The 18,757-nt window shown below is 69.2% G+C and carries 16 protein-coding genes; 8 read left to right on the top strand and 8 right to left on the bottom strand.

Features of this window, described 5'->3' with window-relative positions; genetic code table 11:
• Positions 1-9 precede the first annotated feature (9 nt).
• Complete coding sequence (locus tag LVQ62_RS10635) at positions 10-2,460, bottom strand: DNA topoisomerase (ATP-hydrolyzing) subunit A (RefSeq protein WP_233761494.1); 2,451 nt, start codon at positions 2,458-2,460, stop codon at positions 10-12.
• A gap of 126 nt (positions 2,461-2,586) precedes the next feature.
• Here LVQ62_RS10635 and LVQ62_RS10640 point away from each other — a divergent pair, with 126 nt between their 5' ends.
• Positions 2,587-3,114, top strand: coding sequence for a DUF1990 family protein (locus LVQ62_RS10640; protein WP_233761496.1), 528 nt, complete (start codon positions 2,587-2,589; stop codon positions 3,112-3,114).
• A 48-nt stretch (positions 3,115-3,162) separates the two neighbouring features.
• Here LVQ62_RS10640 and LVQ62_RS10645 read toward each other — a convergent pair whose 3' ends face one another.
• The 4 genes from LVQ62_RS10645 to LVQ62_RS10660 form a co-directional block, all read right to left on the bottom strand.
• Positions 3,163-4,641: a GH1 family beta-glucosidase gene (locus LVQ62_RS10645; protein ID WP_233761498.1), complete on the bottom strand. Its 1,479-nt coding sequence runs from the start codon at positions 4,639-4,641 to the stop codon at positions 3,163-3,165.
• A 94-nt stretch (positions 4,642-4,735) separates the two neighbouring features.
• Entirely contained in the window at positions 4,736-5,821 is a 1,086-nt protein-coding gene (locus LVQ62_RS10650; RefSeq protein WP_233761501.1) for a Gfo/Idh/MocA family protein, read from the bottom strand.
• Positions 5,818-6,528, bottom strand: a complete 711-nt coding sequence (locus LVQ62_RS10655; RefSeq protein ID WP_179481344.1) for a ThuA domain-containing protein — start codon at positions 6,526-6,528, stop codon at positions 5,818-5,820. Before LVQ62_RS10655 ends, LVQ62_RS10650 begins: the two co-directional genes overlap by 4 nt.
• Positions 6,525-7,571, bottom strand: a complete 1,047-nt coding sequence (locus tag LVQ62_RS10660) for a LacI family DNA-binding transcriptional regulator (RefSeq protein ID WP_233761503.1) — start codon at positions 7,569-7,571, stop codon at positions 6,525-6,527. The genes LVQ62_RS10655 and LVQ62_RS10660 overlap by 4 nt, the downstream gene beginning before the upstream one ends.
• Before the next feature lie 252 nt (positions 7,572-7,823).
• On the opposite strand from LVQ62_RS10660, the gene LVQ62_RS10665 reads away from it, so the two are divergent.
• From LVQ62_RS10665 to LVQ62_RS10685, 5 genes are all read left to right on the top strand, one after another.
• Positions 7,824-9,158, top strand: coding sequence for an ABC transporter substrate-binding protein (locus LVQ62_RS10665; RefSeq protein WP_233761505.1), 1,335 nt, complete (start codon positions 7,824-7,826; stop codon positions 9,156-9,158).
• A gap of 86 nt (positions 9,159-9,244) precedes the next feature.
• Entirely contained in the window at positions 9,245-10,048 is an 804-nt protein-coding gene (locus tag LVQ62_RS10670; RefSeq protein WP_233761507.1) for a carbohydrate ABC transporter permease, read from the top strand.
• The gene (locus LVQ62_RS10675) at positions 10,045-10,203 is read left to right on the top strand and encodes a hypothetical protein (RefSeq protein ID WP_233761509.1); all 159 of its coding nucleotides are present in this window, start codon (positions 10,045-10,047) and stop codon (positions 10,201-10,203) included. The genes LVQ62_RS10670 and LVQ62_RS10675 overlap by 4 nt, the downstream gene beginning before the upstream one ends.
• Entirely contained in the window at positions 10,200-11,108 is a 909-nt protein-coding gene (locus LVQ62_RS10680) for a carbohydrate ABC transporter permease (RefSeq protein WP_233761511.1), read from the top strand. Before LVQ62_RS10675 ends, LVQ62_RS10680 begins: the two co-directional genes overlap by 4 nt.
• A gap of 89 nt (positions 11,109-11,197) precedes the next feature.
• Positions 11,198-12,274: an ABC transporter ATP-binding protein gene (locus LVQ62_RS10685; RefSeq protein WP_233761513.1), complete on the top strand. Its 1,077-nt coding sequence runs from the start codon at positions 11,198-11,200 to the stop codon at positions 12,272-12,274.
• Between the two features lie 67 nt (positions 12,275-12,341).
• Here LVQ62_RS10685 and LVQ62_RS10690 read toward each other — a convergent pair whose 3' ends face one another.
• Positions 12,342-13,238, bottom strand: a complete 897-nt coding sequence (locus tag LVQ62_RS10690; protein WP_233761515.1) for a thermonuclease family protein — start codon at positions 13,236-13,238, stop codon at positions 12,342-12,344.
• 124 nt (positions 13,239-13,362) lie between these two features.
• Here LVQ62_RS10690 and LVQ62_RS10695 point away from each other — a divergent pair, with 124 nt between their 5' ends.
• Together LVQ62_RS10695 and LVQ62_RS10700 are read left to right on the top strand one after the other, a co-directional pair.
• On the top strand, positions 13,363-15,051 hold the full coding sequence (locus LVQ62_RS10695; RefSeq protein WP_233761519.1) for an HAD family acid phosphatase: 1,689 nt from the start codon (positions 13,363-13,365) through the stop codon (positions 15,049-15,051).
• A 12-nt stretch (positions 15,052-15,063) separates the two neighbouring features.
• Complete coding sequence (locus LVQ62_RS10700; protein ID WP_233761521.1) at positions 15,064-16,137, top strand: alpha-hydroxy acid oxidase; 1,074 nt, start codon at positions 15,064-15,066, stop codon at positions 16,135-16,137.
• Between the two features lie 136 nt (positions 16,138-16,273).
• On the opposite strand, the gene LVQ62_RS10705 is transcribed toward LVQ62_RS10700, so the two are convergent.
• Entirely contained in the window at positions 16,274-16,891 is a 618-nt protein-coding gene (locus LVQ62_RS10705; protein WP_233761522.1) for a nitroreductase family protein, read from the bottom strand.
• Between the two features lie 5 nt (positions 16,892-16,896).
• Positions 16,897-18,729, bottom strand: a complete 1,833-nt coding sequence (locus tag LVQ62_RS10710) for an AMP-binding protein (protein WP_304504464.1) — start codon at positions 18,727-18,729, stop codon at positions 16,897-16,899.
• Positions 18,730-18,757: the final 28 nt, after the last annotated feature.

The raw sequence follows: 18,757 nt of genomic DNA on the forward strand, positions 1-18,757 counted from the left end.
GCGGAGCGGTCAGCGGGGCGTGCCTCCGACGGCCGCGATTGGACCGCCCGCAGGTGCACCGCTGCCGTCGCGACGGTCGTCGGGCTCGGGCAGGTCCACCGGCGTACCGGTCGGTCCGGCGGCACGCGGGGGAGTCGGACCGACCCAGGCCAGCACGAGCGCGTTCTCACCGCGTACGAAACGCTGCGCCCGGACGCCGCCGGTGGCACGTCCCTTGCCGGGATACACCTCGAAGGCGGTGACCTTGACCGATCCGGGGGTCGCGCTGTCCATCCCGGGGAGGGCGTCCGCACTGCCGGCGACGGTCACGACGGCGTTCGGCAGCTGCGGGTCCACTGCGCCGAACCACACGGCGGTGTCACCGCTGCCGAGCTTGATGCCGGCCATTCCGCCACCCGAACGCCCCTGCGGGCGCACGAGATCGGCGTTGAAGTGCAGCAGCTGCGCCTCGGTGGTGACGAAGATGAGCTCCTCGGTGCCGGTGCGCAGCTCCACCGCGCCGATAAGGGAGTCGCCCTCCTTGAGCGTGATCAGCTCGAAGGTGTCCTTGCTCGGGTAGTCGGTGTTGACCCGCTTGACCACACCCTGACGCGAGCCGAGCGCCAGCCCGGGTGAGTCCGCGCGCAGCGACGTCAGGGTGAGCACCTGCTCGCCGGGGGTCAGGTCGACGTACGCGCCGACGGGTGCGCCGCCGGACAGGACCGGCGCACCGCTGGTCGGAGGCATGGTCGGCAGGTCGATCGCCGAGACACGCACCAACCGGCCGGTGGAGGTCACCATGCCGAACTCGCCCCGAGCCGTCGTCGACACCCCGGCCACCACCACGTCGTGCTTGCGCCGGGTGCCCCCCTCGGGCAGCGGGTCATCGGTCGTGGTGCGCGCGAGCAGCCCGGTGGAGGACAGCAGCACGTGGCAGGGGTCGTCGGCGACCTCCAGCGACGCGGCCGCCGCAGGTGTGCCGGAGGACTCCAACAGCGTCGTGCGCCGTGGCGTGCCATGGGTTTTGGAGATCTCGGCCAACTCGTTGGACACCGTGCGGTGCAGCAGCTTCTCGTCGGCCAGGATCGCCCGCAACGCCTCGATCGCCTCGAGGAGCTCCTGCTGCTCCTTCTCCAGCTCGATTCGGGAGAACCTGGTCAGTCGGCGCAGCTGCAGGTCGAGGATGTAGTTGGCCTGCGCCTCCGACAGGTCGAAGACCTCGATCAGCCGGGACCGCGCGGCGCCGGAGTCGTCCGAGGTGCGGATGACCTGGATGACCTCGTCGATGTCCAGGATCGCGATCAGCAGACCCTCGACCAGGTGCAGCCGGTCGAGCCGCTTGTCGAGGCGGTACTGGGTGCGGCGGCGTACGACGTCGATGCGGAAGTCGACGTAGACCTTCAGCAGCTCCTTCAGGCCCAGCGTGCGCGGCTGGCCGTCGACCAGCGCCACGTTGTTGATGCCGAAGGACTCCTCCATCGGGGTGAGCCGGTAGAGCTGTTCGAGCACCGCCTCGGGGTTGAAGCCGTTCTTGATCTCGATGACCAGCTGCAGACCCTTCGTGCGGTCCGAGAGGTCCTTCAGATCGGCGATGCCCTGCAGCCGCTTGCCCTGCACCAGGTCCTTGACCTTGTCGATGACCTTCTCGGGCCCGACGAGGTAGGGCAGCTCGGTGACCACGATCCCCTTGCGGCGGGGAGTGACGTTCTCGATGCGCACAGTGGCCCGGGTGCGGAAGCTGCCGCGACCGGAGAGGTAGGCGTCCCGGATGCCGTCCAGGCCGACGATCTGCCCGCCGCACGGCAGGTCCGGACCGGGCACGAACTTCATCAGGTCGTCCAGGGAGCAGTCCGGGTGGGAGATCAGGTGGCGTGCCGCGTCGACGACCTCGACCAGGTTGTGCGGCGCCATGTTGGTCGCCATCCCGACGGCGATGCCGCTCGCGCCGTTGACCAGGAGGGCGGGGAACGCCGCGGGCAGTACGGTCGGCTGCTGGAACTGCTCGTCGTAGTTGGGCTCGAAGTCGACGGTGTCCTCATCCAGCGCCGCGACCATCGTCATGGACGCCGGGGCCAGGCGGGCCTCGGTGTACCGCGCGGCCGCCGGGCCCTGGTCCAGCGACCCGAAGTTGCCGTGCCCGTCGACCAGCGGCAGGCGCATCGTGAAGTCCTGGGCGAGTCGCACGAGACTGTCGTAGATCGGCTGGTCACCGTGCGGGTGGTACTTGCCCATCACCTCGCCGATGACCCGCGAGGACTTCACGTGCGAGCGGTCCGGGCGCAGGCCCAGCTCGTCCATCGAGAAGAGGATGCGCCGCTGCACCGGTTTGAGGCCGTCGCGCGCGTCCGGGATGGCGCGGGAGTAGATGACCGAGTACGCGTACTCCAGGTACGCCGTCTGCATCTCGTCCTGGACGTCGATGTCGGTGATGTTCTCCACGAAGTCGTCCGCGGGAGGTGGTGTCTTGGTGCCGCGCGCCATGCGTCGGATGTCTCCTCGGGTGGGTCGGTGACTGCCGGGTCAGTGTCTCTCACCGCCGCCTGCCGGGCTCGGCACCCACGCCGTGAGCCGTCGGGCGCGTCCTGCCGGCCGTGCGACGATCGACGGGTGCCCGCACACCTGGACCAGCAGCCCCTGACGTATGCGCCCGTGGGCCTGACCCGCGGGATCACGCCGGTGCCGGAGGGGATGCACGCGAGCGGCACCTCCCGGATCGTCGGCGGACCGGAGGTCTTCGAGCGGGCGTGCGACTTCGTGCTCGGGCTCGGCATGCAACGTGCCGTGGGGGCCCGGGTGCAGGCGCCCGACCGTCCGCTCGAGGTGGGGGACACCGTCGTGATGACCCTCGGTGTGCGAGGTCGGGGACTGCGGATCCCGACCCGGGTGGTCTACGTGGTGCGGGAGACCGACCGGCGCGGTTTCGCCTACGGCACGTTGCCGGGCCATCCCGAACGCGGGGAGGAGCTCTTCCTCGTCGAGCGGCTGGCCTCCGGTGAGACGAGGGTGAGCGTCTCGGCGGTGTCGGCGCCGGGGCGGTGGTTCACCCGGCTGGCCGGGCCGCTTGGTCGAGGGGTGCAGCGCGCCGCCAGCTGGCGGTACGTCGACTCGGTGCGGCGGCACTGCCGCGCCGGCTGAGGACCGCCGGGTGCGCCACCACTGCGGCGGCGCACCCGGGCGGGTGGGTCAGTCGCCGACCGACAGCGAAGGCTCCGCATCCGGCGAGGCGGCGGGAATCGCGCGGGTGGCGGCGAGCTCGGCATACCAGTGCGCGCTGTCCTTGGGCAGCCGCTCCAGGGTGTCGTAGTCGACGCGAACGATGCCGAACCGCTTGGAGTAGCCGAGTGCCCACTCGAAGTTGTCCAGCAGAGACCACACGAAGTACCCGCGCAGATCCGCGCCCCGCTCGACGGCGCGGTGCACCGCGGTGAGGTGCCGCCTCAGATAGTCCACCCGGTCCGCGTCGTGCACGGCCGGACCGGTCTCCTCGGTCGTCACCGTGTCCTCGAACGCGGCGCCGTTCTCGGTCACGAGCAGCGGAAGTCCCGGGAACTCCGCGTGCACGGCGAGCAGCAGGTCCTCGAGCCCGCTCGGATCGATGTTCCACCCCATCGAGGTGTGAGGACCCGGCTGCGGGAGGAACTCGATGTCGTCGTCACCCGGCCACGGTGACGCGTCACCGGCGACGTGACCGTCCGCCCTCTGGCGCTCGCCGCGCCCGTCCCACACTCGCACCAACGACGTCGAGTAGTAGTTGACGCCGAGGGCGTCGATCTTCTGGTGGATGATCTCGGCGTCACCCTCCTGCACGAAGGACCAGTCGGTGATGGACGCGGTGTCGCGCAGCAGGTCGGCGGGGTACGCGCCGTGCAGGAGCGGTCCGGTGAAGACGCGGTTGCCGACCGCGTCCAGACGTCGTACGGCCTCGTCCCCGGTCGGCCCCGATCCACGCAGCATGTGCAGGTTCAACGTGACCGAGAACTGCGGGTCGTTGGTCACCACGGCGCGCAACTGCTCGATGGCCAGCCCGTGCGCGAGATTCAGGTGGTGCGCTGCCTGCAGCGCCGCCGACGGATCGGTGAGGCCGGGTGCGTGCACACCGGACGCGTGCCCGAGGAACGCCGCGCACCACGGCTCGTTCAGGGTCGTCCAGATCGCGACCCGGTCACCCAGGGCCTGACCCACGATGCGGGCGTATTCGGCGAACGCCAGCGCCGTCTCGCGGTTGGTCCAGCCGCCCTCGTCCTGCAGCGCCTGGGGCAGATCCCAGTGGTAGAGCGTGGCGACGGGGGTGATGCCGCGCGCGATGAGTCCGTCGATCAGCCGGGAGTAGAAGTCGAGGCCCGCCTGGTTGGCCGGGCCGCGACCGGTCGGCTGGATGCGCGGCCAGGCGATGGAGAACCGGTAGGCGTGCAGGTTGAGCGACTGCATCAGGTCCAGGTCGGCCTCGACCCGGTGGTAGTGGTCGTCGGCCACGTCGCCGGTGTCGCCGTCGAGGGTCTTGCCGGGCGTGTGGCTGAAGGTGTCCCAGATGCTCGTGCCACGTCCGTCCGCCTCGACGGCGCCCTCGATCTGGTACGACGCCGTGGCCGAACCGATGACGAAACCGTCCGGGAACCTCAGCCCGTCACCTCGGTCGGCCGCTCTGTCTGTGCTCGTGCTCATCGCTGCATTCACCCTTTCGTTCGACGATTCGTAGGAGGTGTCCGTGTCCAGCCCGTGTGTGGAAGCTGGGCGCGACGAGGTGGTGGGCCGGTGTCTACCAGGTGGCCGGTGACGATCCCTTCGGCACCGGCTCCGGTCGTTCGACGGTGCTGACCAGGTGCACGACCTGATGTCGCCCGGCCGACAGCAGGACGGCGTCCATGATCTCCAGCACGTGGAACGCCAGGTCGCCGGATGCGCGGTGCGGGCGGTCGGTCTCGATGGCACGTGCCATGTCCGCGAGTCCCACCCCGCGCCCCGCGTCGGGGTAGCCCGCCGACACCTCGACCCCAGCCCAGTCCCCGGTCGCGGTCGTCCAGACCTCGACGGGCTCTGCGAACCAGTTCGGGTCCGGGACGGCGATGGTGCCGCTGGTGCCGTACACCTCGAACAGGGGAGTGCGGGAGGCCCAGACCTCGAAGCTGACGGTGACGGTCGACGTGACGCCGTCGCGGTGCTCCAGGATCGCGCTCACATGGGTGTCGACCTGCACCGGGACGGCGGCGGTCGCCTCGGGGCCGGTCGCCACCGTGCGCTCACGGCTCGACCTGCGCGTGACACCGCTGACCCGCAGGACCGGGCCGAAGAGGGTGACGAGAGTGCTCAGGTAGTACGGCGCCATGTCGAAGAGCGGGCCGCCGCCGGGCTGGTAGTAGAACTGCGGGTGCGGGTGCCAGAGCTCGTGGCCGGGCGAGGCCCACTGGACGGACGCAGCGACGGGGTCGCCGACCGCGCCGCCGTCGAGCAGCGCGCGCGCCGTCTGGACGCCTGTGCCGAGGACGGTGTCCGGGGCGCTTCCGACCCGCAGACCCGACGAACGGGCCAGCTGCAGCATCGGAGCCGCTTCCTGCGGGGTCAGGCCGAGGGGCTTCTCCGTGAAGACGTGCTTGCCGGCCCGCAGCGCCCGCATGCTCACGTCGACGTGCACGGCGGGAATCGTGAGATTCAGGACGACATCGATGTCCGGGGCGGCGAGCAACGCGTCCACACCGAGCGCCCGCACACCCTGCGCAGCGGCCACCTCGGCCGCGCGAGCCTCGTCGATGTCGGCGACGGCGACCAGGGTCAGACCCGGCAGTGAGGGGAACTGGGCGAAGTACTGCGCACTGATGACGCCGACGCCGATCACACCCACGTTCATCGCGCGGCCCACAGCAGACCGCGCTGCACGATGGCGCGTACGTCGGGGTGATCCAGGATCGACAGGGTGTGGCCGGGGGTCGAGACGAACACCCTGCCCTTGCCCCACTGCCTCGTCCAGATGGCAGGGAACGTGACCGGCCGGTGCCACGCGTCCCACGGACGGGCCGGCTGGGTGACGGTGGCGAGCACCTCGTTGTGCTCGTCCGTGAGCACCCAGTACAGCTCCGTCTCCAGATCGAAGTCCGCGACGCCCCGGGTGATGGGGTGGGCCCGACCCGCCGGTGTGATCTGCACGGTGAACGGGAGGTAGTTGTCGGACTGCTCGCCGGTGCGCAGCGCGGGGTGCTTGGCGGCATGGTGGGCGAACTGGCCGCCCATCATGTGCAGGTAGTCGGCGCTGTCGCGGTAGGAGTCGACGATGCCGCCGTGCCAACCGCCCAGTCCCGCGCCGCCCAGGACCGCGGCCTGCAGGCCCGCCAATTCGTCGTCGGCGATGGAGTTCATCGTGTTGGTCTGCAGGATCAGATCCACCGTGCCCATGTAGTCGGCGTCGGTGTAGACGGCCGGCGACTCCTCGACCCGGACGCTGAAACCGTTGTCCTGCAGGAACGGGATCATCGAGTCGGTCGTCTGCACCGGCTGGTGGCCGTCCCATCCGCCGCGGACGATCAGCGCGCTGCGGGTCGGATCCGTCGCGGCGGTCATGTCGCCGTCAGCTGCCTGCTCGGAGGGGCGGTACTTCCTCGGACGACCAGGCTGGTCGCCATCTCCAGGCGCATCGTCGACGGATCGCCGTCATTGCGCAGCTGCAGAAGGAATCGGGTCGCCTGCTCGGCCATCTCGGTCAGTGGTTGGCGCACCGTCGTCAGTTGCGGCGTCATCCACCGGGCGGCTTCGATGTCGTCGAACCCCACGATGGACAGGTCGTTCGGAACGCTGATCCCGAGGGACCGGGCGGCTTCGTAGACACCGAACGCCTGCTGGTCGTTCGCGGTGAAGATCGCGCTGGGGCGGTCGGCGGCGGCCAGCAGCCGGGCGCCGCCGTGGACTCCGTCCTCGTACTCGTACCGACCGGCGATGATCAGCCCCGGGTCGATCTCGATCCCGGCCCTCGCCAGTGCGGTGCGGTAGCCGGAGGTGCGCGCGTGCGAGCTCATGATGTCGTCCGACCCGGTGATCAGACCGATCCTGCGGTGTCCGAGCTCGATCAGGTGCTGGGTGGCCATCAGCGCGCCGGACCAGTTGGCCGAGCCGACGGACGCGACGTCGAGGGCCGGATCTCCGGCCGGGTCGATGATGACGAACGGGATGTTCCGGGTGCGCAGCCGTCGTTTGGAGTCGTCCGACAGCTCGGAGGAGACCAGGATGACCCCCGCAGGATTCCGTGTGGTCGCGCCGACGATCCACTCCGGCGCTGGTCCGTGGTGCTCGCCGCTGACGGTGAGCAGGACGCTGATCCCGTTCTCCCGAGCGACACGGTCGACCCCTGCCAGCAATGCCGTGGTCCATCCGGCCTGGATGTTGAACGGGCCTGCGAAGACCAGCTCGATGAAGCCGGAGTGGGACTTCTCGTCGGTGCGCCGCTGATAGCTGGCCGCCGCGAGGAGGTTCTCGACACGGATGCGCACCGGCTCCGAGACACCCGGACGACCGTTGAGCACCTTCGAGACCGTCGACATGGAGACCGATGCGTCCATGGCGATCTCTGCAAGTGTCGCCCGTCGAGGCGAAACGTTTCGCGTGGTCATGGCGGGAATGGTACTGACATCCGATGCTTTTCGCGAGATCAAGGGTCGCCGTCGTCGCTTGGACCCTCATCTCGGCATCCGCGAAGGCGTTTTGCGTGATCTGCCTCACAGAAACTGTTGACAGCCGCACGGCAGGGCTTGGATACTCTTCGCACCCCAGAGCGAAATGTTTCTCCGATCGGCGGGTACTCGTGCCCGCGAAGTCGCATATTGTCGCTGACCGGGGCACTGCGAAGAGAACAGGAGATCGAGATGGATTCTCACCTTGCGGGGGCGTCGTTCAGTCGTCGCGGCGTCCTCGGCATGACCGGCGGCGCGGCCGTCGCTGCTGCGCTCGCTGCGTGCTCCTCCAGCGGAGGCACGAAGAGTGGTGGGGGCGGCGGCAATGGCAAGGCCCTGAAGTTCTGGAACATGCCGTGGGGCGGTACGGCCTTCAACCCGTTGGACAAGAAGATCACCACGGCCTACAAGCCGACCGGTGGGTTGCCGGCGGCGACCTACCAGGAGATCCAGTGGGCGAACTTCACCCAGACGTTCGCCTCCGCCATCGCCTCCAGGACAGGCCCGGCCGTCAGCTCGGGCGGCGGCACCCAGGCGTTCCAGTTCGCGCACCAGGGGCAGATCGCGTACGCCGACAACCTCCTGGACTCCTGGAAGAAGAACGGGATCTACGACGACTTCTTCCCCGGTCTGGTCGACACCATGAAGACCGACAAGGGCTACGCCGGTGTGCCCTACAACCTCGACGTGCGCGTGTCCTGGTACAACAAGTCGCTGCTCGCCAAGGCCGGTGTCGAACCGCCCACGACCTGGGCGGAGTACGAGAACGTCTGCGCGAAGCTGAAGAGCATCGGCGTCTACGGGTTCGGCCTCGGAGCCGGCACCGGCAACAACATCATGGCGCACATCCTGACGGCGTTCATGATCAACAACGGCGGTGGCCTGTTCAACGCCAAGCAGGAGCCCGACTGCGCCAGTGACGCGAACGTCGAGGCGGTGGAGTTCATCCTCGGACTGGTGAAGAAGGGATACTCCGACCCCGCCGCTGCCACCTACAGCACGGCGAACGTCTACTCGCAGTGGACGGCCAAGAAGTTCGGGATGGGCTGGGACACGGCCGGTGCCGCGGTCTCGGTCGGCGGCTCGGTCGCCAAGGACATGGTCGTCGGTGTGCCCCTCGCGAGTACGAGCGGCAAGAAGGGCGGCCTGTACTTCCCGAACAACATCATGATGTACACGAACACGCCGAGTCAGAAGGGCTCGGAGGCGTTCCTGACGTACTACTACCAGAGCATGAAGTCGCTGTGGACGCAGAACACCGGTATCGGTCTCCCGCCCCTGAAGTCCATCACCGCCACCGAGCAGTTCAAGGCCGACCCCAACAACGTCAAGATCGTCGACGACTGGCAGCCCATCTTCAAGACGTGGGCCGCTCCCGGCGGGACGGCCCTGTTCTACAACGTCGCCAACACCGTCGACGGAACAGCGCCCATGAACAACTTCGCGCAGAGCATCCTCGGCGGCAAGGTCTCCGCGAAGGCGGCACTCACCACCCTGCAGAACGCCATCGAACCGCTGATGACCTAGAGGCCGCGCGGCGGGTGGCACGGCCAGCAGCAGGCGCCACCCGCCGTTCGCGCCACCATCACACCCCCGGCTCACAGGAGAAGTGCATGGCATCGTCGTCGACCGGAGCTCTGGTGCGGGCGCGCAAGGGCGTGGGCGTCGGTGGGCGTGGGCGCCCGCCTCGATCGGTGCACCACAGGCGGCGCAACCGGTTCGCACGGGTCTTCGCGATCTTCGCGCTGCCCTCGGTCGCGTTGCTCCTCCTGCTGAACCTCTACCCCGTCATCTACGCCGCACTGCAGTCGTTGCGCAACGGCAGTCTCATCGACTCCGGCACGTTCATCGGGTTACGCAACTACACGGGCGTCCTTCATGACCCGAACTTCTGGCACGCGGCGCGGTTCACCGTGGTGTTCACCCTCGTCGGGGTCTTCGGCAGCTGGGCGATCGGGCTCGCACTCGCGCTGCTGCTGCGGACGCGGATCCCTGGCAGGAGCATCTTCAAGGTGCTGCTGCTGCTGCCGTGGGTGGTCCCCGTGGTGGTCTCGGCCACGTCGTGGAACTGGCTGGTCGCGACGCCGCAGTCCCCGATGTCGAAGCTCTTCGCAGCGCTCGGCTTCGGCAACGTGCTCTTCCTCGCCGATCCGCTCCTCGCCCAGATCCTCGTGTGCGTGTTCAAGGTGTGGATCAGCTTCCCGTTCATGATGATGATGATGTCCTCCGCCCTGGCGTCGGTGGACGTCAACGTGTACGAGGCCGCCAAGATCGACGGTGCCGGCAAGTGGCAGACGTTCCGGGAGATCACGCTCCCGATGATCTCCCGGTCGACCTACATCAGCTGGGTGCTGATGACCATCTTCTGCGTCAACGACTTCCCGACGATCTTCCTGCTCACCGGGGAGGCCCGGTGAGAGCGACCCAGTCGTTGGTGGTGATGGCGTATCTGACCGTCTTCGCCAACTTCCAGACCGGTCCCGGCGTGGCCATCGCCTTCCTGATGACGATCGTGCTGGTCGTCATCGCCACCCTGCTCTACCGCCAGATTCGAAAGGTGGACATCGAGTGAGTGCCGAGAGCTCGCCGATCCGACTCGGCAAGGCGGCCGCGGTGCGCACCGACACCGACACCGCGCGCAGGCCGCGCAAGCACGGCGCCATCAGCTCGTCCGAGAAACGTGGCCAATGGTGGCGGTTCGCGGTCATCCTGGTCATCACCGCCGTGGTGCTCGTACCGATCGTGGCCGTGCTCTACCTGTCGGTCCAGCCATCGCTCGGAAGCACCGCCACCGGCCTCACGCTGGAGAACTTCAGCAAGGTCTTCCAACAGACCTCGGTCGGGACCTGGCTCAAGAACAGCCTTCTCGTCACCCTGGTCACGGTGGTGGTCGCCGTGAGCGTCGCCGCTCCCGCGGGGTACGTCCTGTCCAGAGGACGCAACCGGCTCGTGTCCGGGTACGCGCTGATCCTGTTCGTCGCGCAGTCGCTCCCCGTGGTGACGTCGGTGATCCCGCTGTTCATCCTCTTCGCCAAGGTCGGGCTCGTCGACAGCCTGACGGGCATCACGATCATCTACGTCGGCTCGACCATGTCGGTCGCCGTCTGGATGATGGCCGCGTACTTCGACTCGATCCCCATCTCACTGGAGGAGGCCGCCTGGATCGACGGGTGCTCGGTCTTCGGCAGCTTCTTCCGCATCGTGCTGCGCAACTCCCTGCCCGGCCTCCTGTCGACGGCGATCTTCTCCTTCCTGCTGGCCTGGAACGACTACCTCATCGCGGTCGTCTTCCTGCGGTCGGACCAGAACTACACGCTGCAGATCGGCCTGCAGACCTTCTTCCAGCAGAACGCCACCAACTGGGGCCTGGTGATGGCCGTCGCGGTCATCATGATGGTGCCGCCCGTCCTGCTCTTCTCCGTGCTCAACAAGTACTTCAGCGTCGGGGGCATCGGCGGTTCGCTGGCCGGGCGCTGATCCGGTCTCGTACGCGGCGCAACTCCTCCCGTCTTCCATCCACCATCGATCGCCCGGCAGGTCACTGCCGGTGAAGGAAAGGACTCGCCATGGCGACAGTCACGTTCGACCGGGCCGTGCGGCTCTTCCCGGGTGCCGACGCCCCGGCCGTGGACGCCCTCGACATCGCGATCGAGGACGGTGAGTTCCTGGTGCTGGTGGGGCCGTCGGGGTGCGGGAAGTCCACCTCGCTGCGCATGCTGGCCGGTCTGGAGGACGTCGACGACGGGCGCATCCTGATCGGGGACCGGGACGTCACCGATCTGACGCCGAAGGAGCGGGACATCGCGATGGTCTTCCAGAACTACGCGCTGTATCCGCACATGACCGTGGCGGAGAACATGGGCTTCTCGCTCAAGATGTCCGGAGTCTCGAAGCCGGACATCCGCTCCCGCGTCCAGGAAGCGGCCGGGCTGCTGGATCTGATGCCCTATCTGGACCGCAAGCCCAAGTCGTTGTCCGGCGGTCAGCGTCAGCGGGTGGCGATGGGCCGGGCCATCGTGCGTCAGCCGCAGGTCTTCCTCATGGACGAGCCGTTGTCCAACCTCGATGCGAAGCTGCGCGTCCAGACCAGGACCCAGATCGCGTTCCTGCAGCGGCGGCTGGGGGTCACGACGGTTTACGTCACGCATGACCAGGTGGAGGCGATGACGATGGGGGACCGGGTCGCGGTCCTCAAGGACGGTGTCCTGCAGCAGTGCGACACACCCCGCACGCTCTACGACCACCCCGACAACGTCTTCGTCGCCGGCTTCATCGGCTCGCCCGCCATGAACCTGCTGGACCTGCCCGTCACCGACGGCGGGGTCAAGCTCGGCAACGCGGTCGTGCCTGTCCCACGTGAGGCCCTGGCACGGGCCGGCGGATCGGTCACGGTCGGGGTGCGACCCGAGGACCTCGTCCTCAACACCCAGCGGGAAGGGTTGGAGGTGCAGGTCGAGGTCGTCGAGGAACTGGGCGCCGACGCCTATATCTACGGACGCACGACGGGCGCTCAGGAGGGGCAGATGGTGGCTAGGTTGGGAGGACGCGACGTACCCGACAAGGGCACGAAACTGCACTTCACCATCAAGGCCGAACGCATTCACCTGTTCGACCGGGCGTCCGGAGAGCGCATCGAGACCTGAGCCGGCGCCCTGCCATGCGTGCCGGCATCCCCGCACGCCGGGGAGCGGCGGGCGCCACCGGCGGTGATCAGTCCCGGGCGGCGCGCCACCCGGCGGCGACGGCAGCCGCCTCCGAGCAGAAGTAGCGCTCGCCCGTGCTCGGCGTGATGACGGTCTTGTCGTACGTCGCGCTACCGGGCAGGTGGTAGATCTTCTCGCCCCGGGAGTTGATGTTGCCCTTGATCCGGCAGCCGGCCGGTGCCGCGGCGGGGTCGCTCGGGGCCGCCGGAGCAGGGGCGGTGCTCGGCTGTGAGCCGGCGACGGCCGAACCGAACGACGGGCAGGCGCCCCACAGCCCGGCGCGGGCGCCGCGCGCGGCGCTCTCCGCGGCCCGGAACTGAGACTGGAACCGGTACGCCGTGTCGTAGGTGTACTCACGGCCGAAGCCGCCCGCGATGAGCAGCTGAGCGACGTTGCGGCCGTCCGCGGTGAAGACGTAGCGCAGCGACCGGCCGTACTTGTCGGTGTCGCCCTGCGACGGGTCGGCCCGCAGCCGCACGCTGCGGCTCTGCACGAGGCTCTGCATCTTGCTGCTCGCCTCCTTGCCGAAGCACTGCACCGGCGTGTTCGGTTTGCGGGTCTCGGGGGTGTCGACGCCGATCAGTCGGATCTTGCGGCGTACGCCACCCTCGCGCACAGCGATGGTGTCGCCGTCGATCACGCTCAGCACCGGAACGAGCGCTCCGAGAGAGGACGGCGACGTCGCTGCGGACGAGGGCGACGTCGGAGTCGCGCCGGAGCCCCGTCCCGCCCCGGTCGCACGGCTGCCGGGCGTCGTCGACGAGGCGGAGGCCAATCCGGGCCCGGTGACAGCCGTCTTCGCGTTTCCCGTTGGTCCGCATGCGCCGAGGAGCGCGACGAGCACCGCGCCGGCACCCATCAGCGCGACGGCGCGGCGACCTCTGCTGCATCCCCCGGTGGCCACGCGCCCGAATGTATCCGTCGGCATCCACGGCCGGGCCGAGGCGAGGCGGGGGCGAGCTCACACCTTCCCGTTGTCCGGGCCCGCAGGTAGGTTCGTCACGACCGTCACCGCCACCGGAGGTTTCATGTCCTACCGTTCGCTGACCGCGCGCCGGATCACCGCCGCCGTCGTCACCACGTCCGCCGTGCCCGCCCTCGCCCTGGCCACTGCGACCACGGCCACGGCCGCCACACCGCGCGGACCCGGCCACTCCGCCGCTGTGCGCGAGCTGCAGCGCTCTCCGCTCGGCGTCGGCGAGCGTCTCGCGCCGCGCACCCACTTCACGATGGCTCCCGACGGCTCCAGCGGGGCTACGCAGGGCGGCGCCGGCATCCCCAACATCGACTCGGTGAAGTCGACGGTGCGCACCTACTACAACGCCACCAACGGCATCGCCAGCAAGACCAGCTCGCCGTACATCGACCAGATGAACGCGCTGATGACCCGCGAGACGAAGAAGCTGCCCGCGTTGCTCGCGAGCGCGAAGAAGACGGGCAAGAAGCCCGCCCTGGTCTTCGACGTCGACGACACGACCCTGTGGACCTACGACATGGAGGACGCGGGGATGCACTTCAACTTCGACCCCGCGCTGCAGGACGTCTACGTGCAGGGCGAGAGGTTCCCGGCCGTCCCGGCGACGGTGGCGTTCGAGAAGGAGGCCGCGGCCATGGGCTTCACGATCTTCGGTCTCACCGGACGCAACGACGACCAGAGGACGGCGACCCTCAAGAACCTCGCGAAGGTCGGCTTCACCGGCTTCACCGCGGACCGCTTCTACACGAAGTGGACCGGCAAGGGCACGAGCCAGCAGCCGTCGTACATCACCTGCGCCACCGCGAAGTGCACCACCGTGGAGTACAAGGCGGGCACCCGCGCCCACATCGAGTCCCAGGGCTACGACATCGCGCTCAACCTGGGCGACCAGTGGTCGGACCTGCAGGGTCGGCACGCGCAGCACTACCTGAAGCTGCCCAACCCCACCTACTACCTGCCGTCGCCGGACCTGCCCGGGCTGTCCGAGCCCAGGCTCGCCCCGCGCACCCACTTCACGATGAAGCCGGACGGCAGCAGCGGCAAGACCGCCGGGGGTGAGGGGATCCCCAACATCGATTCGACCAAGGCGACGATCCGCACCTACTACAACGCGGACTCCACCGGCATCGCCAACAAGACCAGCTCGCCGTACATCACCGAGATCACCGGTCTGACCCGGCGGATCTCGCCCCTGCTGGATGCCGCGTGCGGGGTCACCCGGTACTTCGGGATCCGGCCCGCCGTCGTGCTGGACGTGGACGACACCACCTTGTCGACGTACGACATGGAGGACGCCGCGATGCACTTCAACTTCGACCCGGCGCTGCAGGACGTCTACGTGCAGCAGGAGCGGTTCCCGGCCACTCCCGGCATGGTCGCGCTGGCCAATGCCGCGAGCGATGCGGGCTGCACGATCATCGGCCTGACCGGCCGCAACGACGACCAGAAGGCCGCGACGCTCGCCAACCTGCGCAAGGTCGGCTACACCGGCTTCACCTCGGCCAACCTCTACACCAAGTGGACGGGCGTCGGCTCCAGCCAGCAGCCGTCTTACATCCACTGCGCCACGGCGAAGTGCACGACGATCGAGTACAAGAGCCAGACCCGCGCGTACAAGCAGACGACGGCCGGCGGCGGATACACGATCCTGGCCAACTTCGGCGACCAGTTCAGTGACCTGATCGGAGGCTCCGCGCTGGTGCCGATCAAGCTGCCGAACCCGACGTACTACCTGCCGTAACACCGGATGTCGATGCGCGAGACGCTCCATGAGTTGGAGGGCACTGCGCGGGAACGGCTCGATCCGGACGTCTGGCACTACATCGCCCGCGGTGCGGGCGATGACCAGAGCGCCCGAGAGGCCGAACCGGCCTGGAATCTATGGCGATTGCGCCCGCGTGTGCTGCGGGACGTGTCATCGGTGCACACGTCGTGCGCGGTCTTCGGCGACTGGGAGAGCCCGATCGGTGTCGCGCCCACGGCGTACCACCGGTTGGTGCATCCCGAGGGTGAGGCGGCCACCGCGCGCGGTGCCGCCGCCAGCGGCGCACCCTTCGTGCTGTCCAGTCGCTCGACCGTGCCGCTCGAGCAGGTGGCGGAGCAACTGGGCGCCAGGCCGTGGTGGTTCCAGGTCTACCTGATGCGCGAGCGCGGCGTCAGCGATGCGCTCGCGCTGCGGGCTGCCGCGGCCGGCGCCACCGCATTGGTGCTCACGGGTGACACGCCGTATCTCGGCTACCGGCCGATCGCGGGCCGGGCGCGACCGGTGCCGTTGGACGACGAATTGGCCCTGATCGGGGTCCGTCAGCATCTGCCGACCGACGTGCAGGATCCCTGGTCGCTGATCGATCAGACCCCGCGTCAGACGCTCGCCGACATCGAGCGGCTGGCCGATCTGACCGGGTTGCCGGTGATCGTCAAGGGAGTGCTGCGCGGAGACGACGCGCTGGCCTGCGTGCAGGCCGGCGCCGCGGGCGTGTGGGTCAGCAGCCACGGTGGCCGGCAGTTGGACGGCGCCGTCCCGACGGCTTACGCGCTCGCGGAGGTCGTCGACGCCGTCGGCGACCGCACCACCGTGCTGGCCGACGGTGGCGTGCGGTGTGGTCGTGACGCCTTGGTCGCGCTGGCGCTCGGAGCGTCGGCGGTGTTCGTCGGCCGCCCCGCCGTCTGGGCCCTGGCCGCCGGGGGCGCGGAGGGTGTGGCCCAGTTACTGACCGGGCTGCGCGAGGAACTCGGCCATCTGATGGGCCTGGCCGGTGCGACGGGGCTGGAGCAGCTCGACCCGTCGCTGGTCACCCGAGTGCCGCTGAGATCCGATCCTCGGTAGGCGACCTGCGCTAGCGGCGAGGTGGTCGGTTTGCGTTGGTGGCCAGTGCTGCAGCACTGGCCACGAACGCGAACCGTTCACCTGGGCGGAGAAGCGGTCGGCCCGGCTCTACGGTCGGTGCCCGGCGCACCCAGGTTCAGTGCAGCGGGGCGCCGAAGGTGCCGTCGTGGAAGACCTCGTCCAGCGGCCGGCGGGCACGGGTGCGGGTGCTGCCGCTCGGCCGGTCCTCGGCGGCGTAGCCGAGTGCGACGACGCCGACCAGGTGGTGGCCCTCGGGAATGCCGAAACGTGCCAGGACGGTGTCGGTCCGGTCGGCCGGCACCCCGAAGAAGAGCGCGCCCAGCCCCTCGTCGACCGCGCCGAGCAACATCAGCAACGCGGCCATGCCGGTGTCGACGTCCCAGTAGGGAACCGGCCAGGGCGAACCTGCCACGCCCGAGCGCGCCTTGTCCGGCTCGGCGTAGCGGCGCAGGTAGCGCGACCTGTCCGAGCAGCACAGGATCAGCACGGGCGCGTCGGACACTCCGTGCAGCCAGCCGTCGGTGGGCGCGTCAGGGTCGGATGTGGCCGCCCAGTACGCCGCCCGGTCGGCGTCGTCACGCAGCACCACGAAGTCGAACCCCTGGCTGAACCCGGCACTCGGAGCGCGCAGCGCGAGCTGCGCCACTCGTCGCAGCACCTCGGGCGGGACCGGTCGGGTGGCATCGAATCGCCGCACCATCCGGCGTCGCAGGATGGCTTCGCGCAGTTGCACCGCCGTCAGTCCGCGCGGCCGGGCGAGGTGGACGACGACGTCGACGAGGACGATGAGTCGGCCGCCGACTTCAGGTCGGGGAAGTCGGACTCCCAGAACTCCGTCGGTCCCGACCGCCGCGCATCGGGCGTGCCGGTGCCGTGCTGATCCTGCTCCCGGGCGCGCAACTCGACCCGGCGGATCTTGCCGGAGATCGTCTTGGGCAGCTCGGCGAACTCGATCCGCCGGATCCGTTTGTACGCCGCGAGGTGCTCGCGCGCGTACGTGAGGATGTCGAGCGCGGTGCGCTCGTCCGGTGCGTGGCCCGCGGCGAGGACGACGTACGCCTTGGGCACGGCCAGACGGGTCGGATCGGGCGACGGCACCACGGCCGCCTCGGCCACCGCCGGGTGCTCGATGAGCACCGACTCCAGCTCGAAGGGGGAGATGCGGTAGTCCGACGCCTTGAACACGTCGTCGGAGCGGCCGACGTACGTCACGTAGCCCTGCGCGTCCCTCACGGCGACGTCGCCGGTGTGGTAGACACCGCCGCGCATCGCCTCGGCAGTGCGCTCGCGGTCCGCGTCGTAGCCGACCATCAGTCCGACAGGCCGGCCGAGCGGTCCGTCCAGACGCAGGCAGATCTCGCCCTCCTCATCGCCGGTGTCGGCGCCGGAGGCCGGGTCGACCAGGACCACGTCGTAACCCGGCAGCGCCCGACCCATCGACCCGGGCACGACCCGCTGGCCGGGGGTGTTGCCGATCTGCGCGGTCGTCTCGGTCTGCCCGAACCCGTCGCGCACGGTGATCCCGAGCGCGGCGCGCACCTGCTCGATCACCTCGGGATTGAGCGGCTCGCCCGCGCCCACCATCTCGCGCAGCGACAATCGCTCGCGCCAGGGCGCGAGGTCGCTCTGCACGAGCATCCGGTAGACGGTGGGCGGCGCGCAGAAGGTCGTGGCGCGCTCCTGCGCGAGGGCCCGCAGCAGGCCCTGCGCGTCGAACCGCGCCTGGTTGACCATCAGCACCGTGGCGCCGGCGTTCCAGGGTGCGAAGACGCAGCTCCACGCGTGCTTGGCCCAGCCGGGCGAGCTGACGTTGAGGTGCACGTCGCCGGGCTGCAGACCGATCCAGTACATCGTCGACAGGTGCCCGACCGGGTACGACGCGTGCGTGTGGGTGACGAGCTTGGGAGCCGCCGTCGTGCCCGAGGTGAAATAGACGAGCATCGGATCGTGCGCGCCGGTGACGGCCGCGGGCGCGGACCCTGCGTACGACTCGCTCTCGGAGTAGGAGCGCCAGCCCTCCGGGTGGCCGTCGCCGACCGCGATACGGGTGAAGTCGCCGGGCACCGTCTCGAACGCGTCCGCCGCGTCGACCCTCACGATGGCGTGGGCGACGACGCCGCGGTCGATCCGGTCCCGGAGATCCGCCGGGGTGAGCAGCGTCGCTGCGGGGATGGTGACCGCGCCCAGCCGGATGCACGCCAGCAGGCTCTCCCACAGCTCGACCTGGTTGCCCAGCATCAGCAGCACCCGGTCACCGGGGCCGACGCCGAGCGACGCCAGCCAGCCGGCCACCTGCTGAGAGCGTCGGGCCAGCTGCGCGTAGGTGTGGCTCGTACGGCGGTCCTCACCGTTGCCCTGATCGACGATGGTCAGCGCCGCCCGATCGCGCGAGTCCGCCTCCGTGGCCAACACGTCGAACCAGTCGGTGGCCCAGTTGAAGCGTTCGAGGCGGGGCGGCGAGTAGCCTGCGATCGCGGCGTCGTAGTCGGTGCGGTGGGACAGCAGGTGATCCCGCGCAGCGCGGAAATCGTCTGCCGGCGTAGCGATAGGGTGCTGGCTCGTCGACGGCATATGTGAATGTAACCAACGTCACGCGCCG

Source organism: Allobranchiibius sp. GilTou73 (genome assembly GCF_021391335.1).
In the GTDB taxonomy this organism is placed as follows: Bacteria; Actinomycetota; Actinomycetes; order Actinomycetales; family Dermatophilaceae; genus Allobranchiibius; species Allobranchiibius huperziae.

What these genes read in the sequence shown, in the direction of transcription:
- LVQ62_RS10635 (WP_233761494.1), bottom strand. Translation starts at nt 2,460, where the DNA reads ATGGCGCGCGGCACCAAGACACCACCTCCCGCGGACGACTTCGTGGAG.
- LVQ62_RS10645 (WP_233761498.1), bottom strand. Translation starts at nt 4,641, where the DNA reads ATGAGCACGAGCACAGACAGAGCGGCCGACCGAGGTGACGGGCTGAGG.
- LVQ62_RS10650 (WP_233761501.1), bottom strand. Translation starts at nt 5,821, where the DNA reads ATGAACGTGGGTGTGATCGGCGTCGGCGTCATCAGTGCGCAGTACTTC.
- LVQ62_RS10655 (WP_179481344.1), bottom strand. Translation starts at nt 6,528, where the DNA reads ATGACCGCCGCGACGGATCCGACCCGCAGCGCGCTGATCGTCCGCGGC.
- LVQ62_RS10660 (WP_233761503.1), bottom strand. Translation starts at nt 7,571, where the DNA reads ATGACCACGCGAAACGTTTCGCCTCGACGGGCGACACTTGCAGAGATC.
- LVQ62_RS10665 (WP_233761505.1), top strand. Translation starts at nt 7,824, where the DNA reads ATGGATTCTCACCTTGCGGGGGCGTCGTTCAGTCGTCGCGGCGTCCTC.
- LVQ62_RS10670 (WP_233761507.1), top strand. Translation starts at nt 9,245, where the DNA reads ATGGCATCGTCGTCGACCGGAGCTCTGGTGCGGGCGCGCAAGGGCGTG.
- LVQ62_RS10685 (WP_233761513.1), top strand. Translation starts at nt 11,198, where the DNA reads ATGGCGACAGTCACGTTCGACCGGGCCGTGCGGCTCTTCCCGGGTGCC.
- LVQ62_RS10695 (WP_233761519.1), top strand. Translation starts at nt 13,363, where the DNA reads ATGTCCTACCGTTCGCTGACCGCGCGCCGGATCACCGCCGCCGTCGTC.
- LVQ62_RS10700 (WP_233761521.1), top strand. Translation starts at nt 15,064, where the DNA reads ATGCGCGAGACGCTCCATGAGTTGGAGGGCACTGCGCGGGAACGGCTC.
- LVQ62_RS10710 (WP_304504464.1), bottom strand. Translation starts at nt 18,729, where the DNA reads ATGCCGTCGACGAGCCAGCACCCTATCGCTACGCCGGCAGACGATTTC.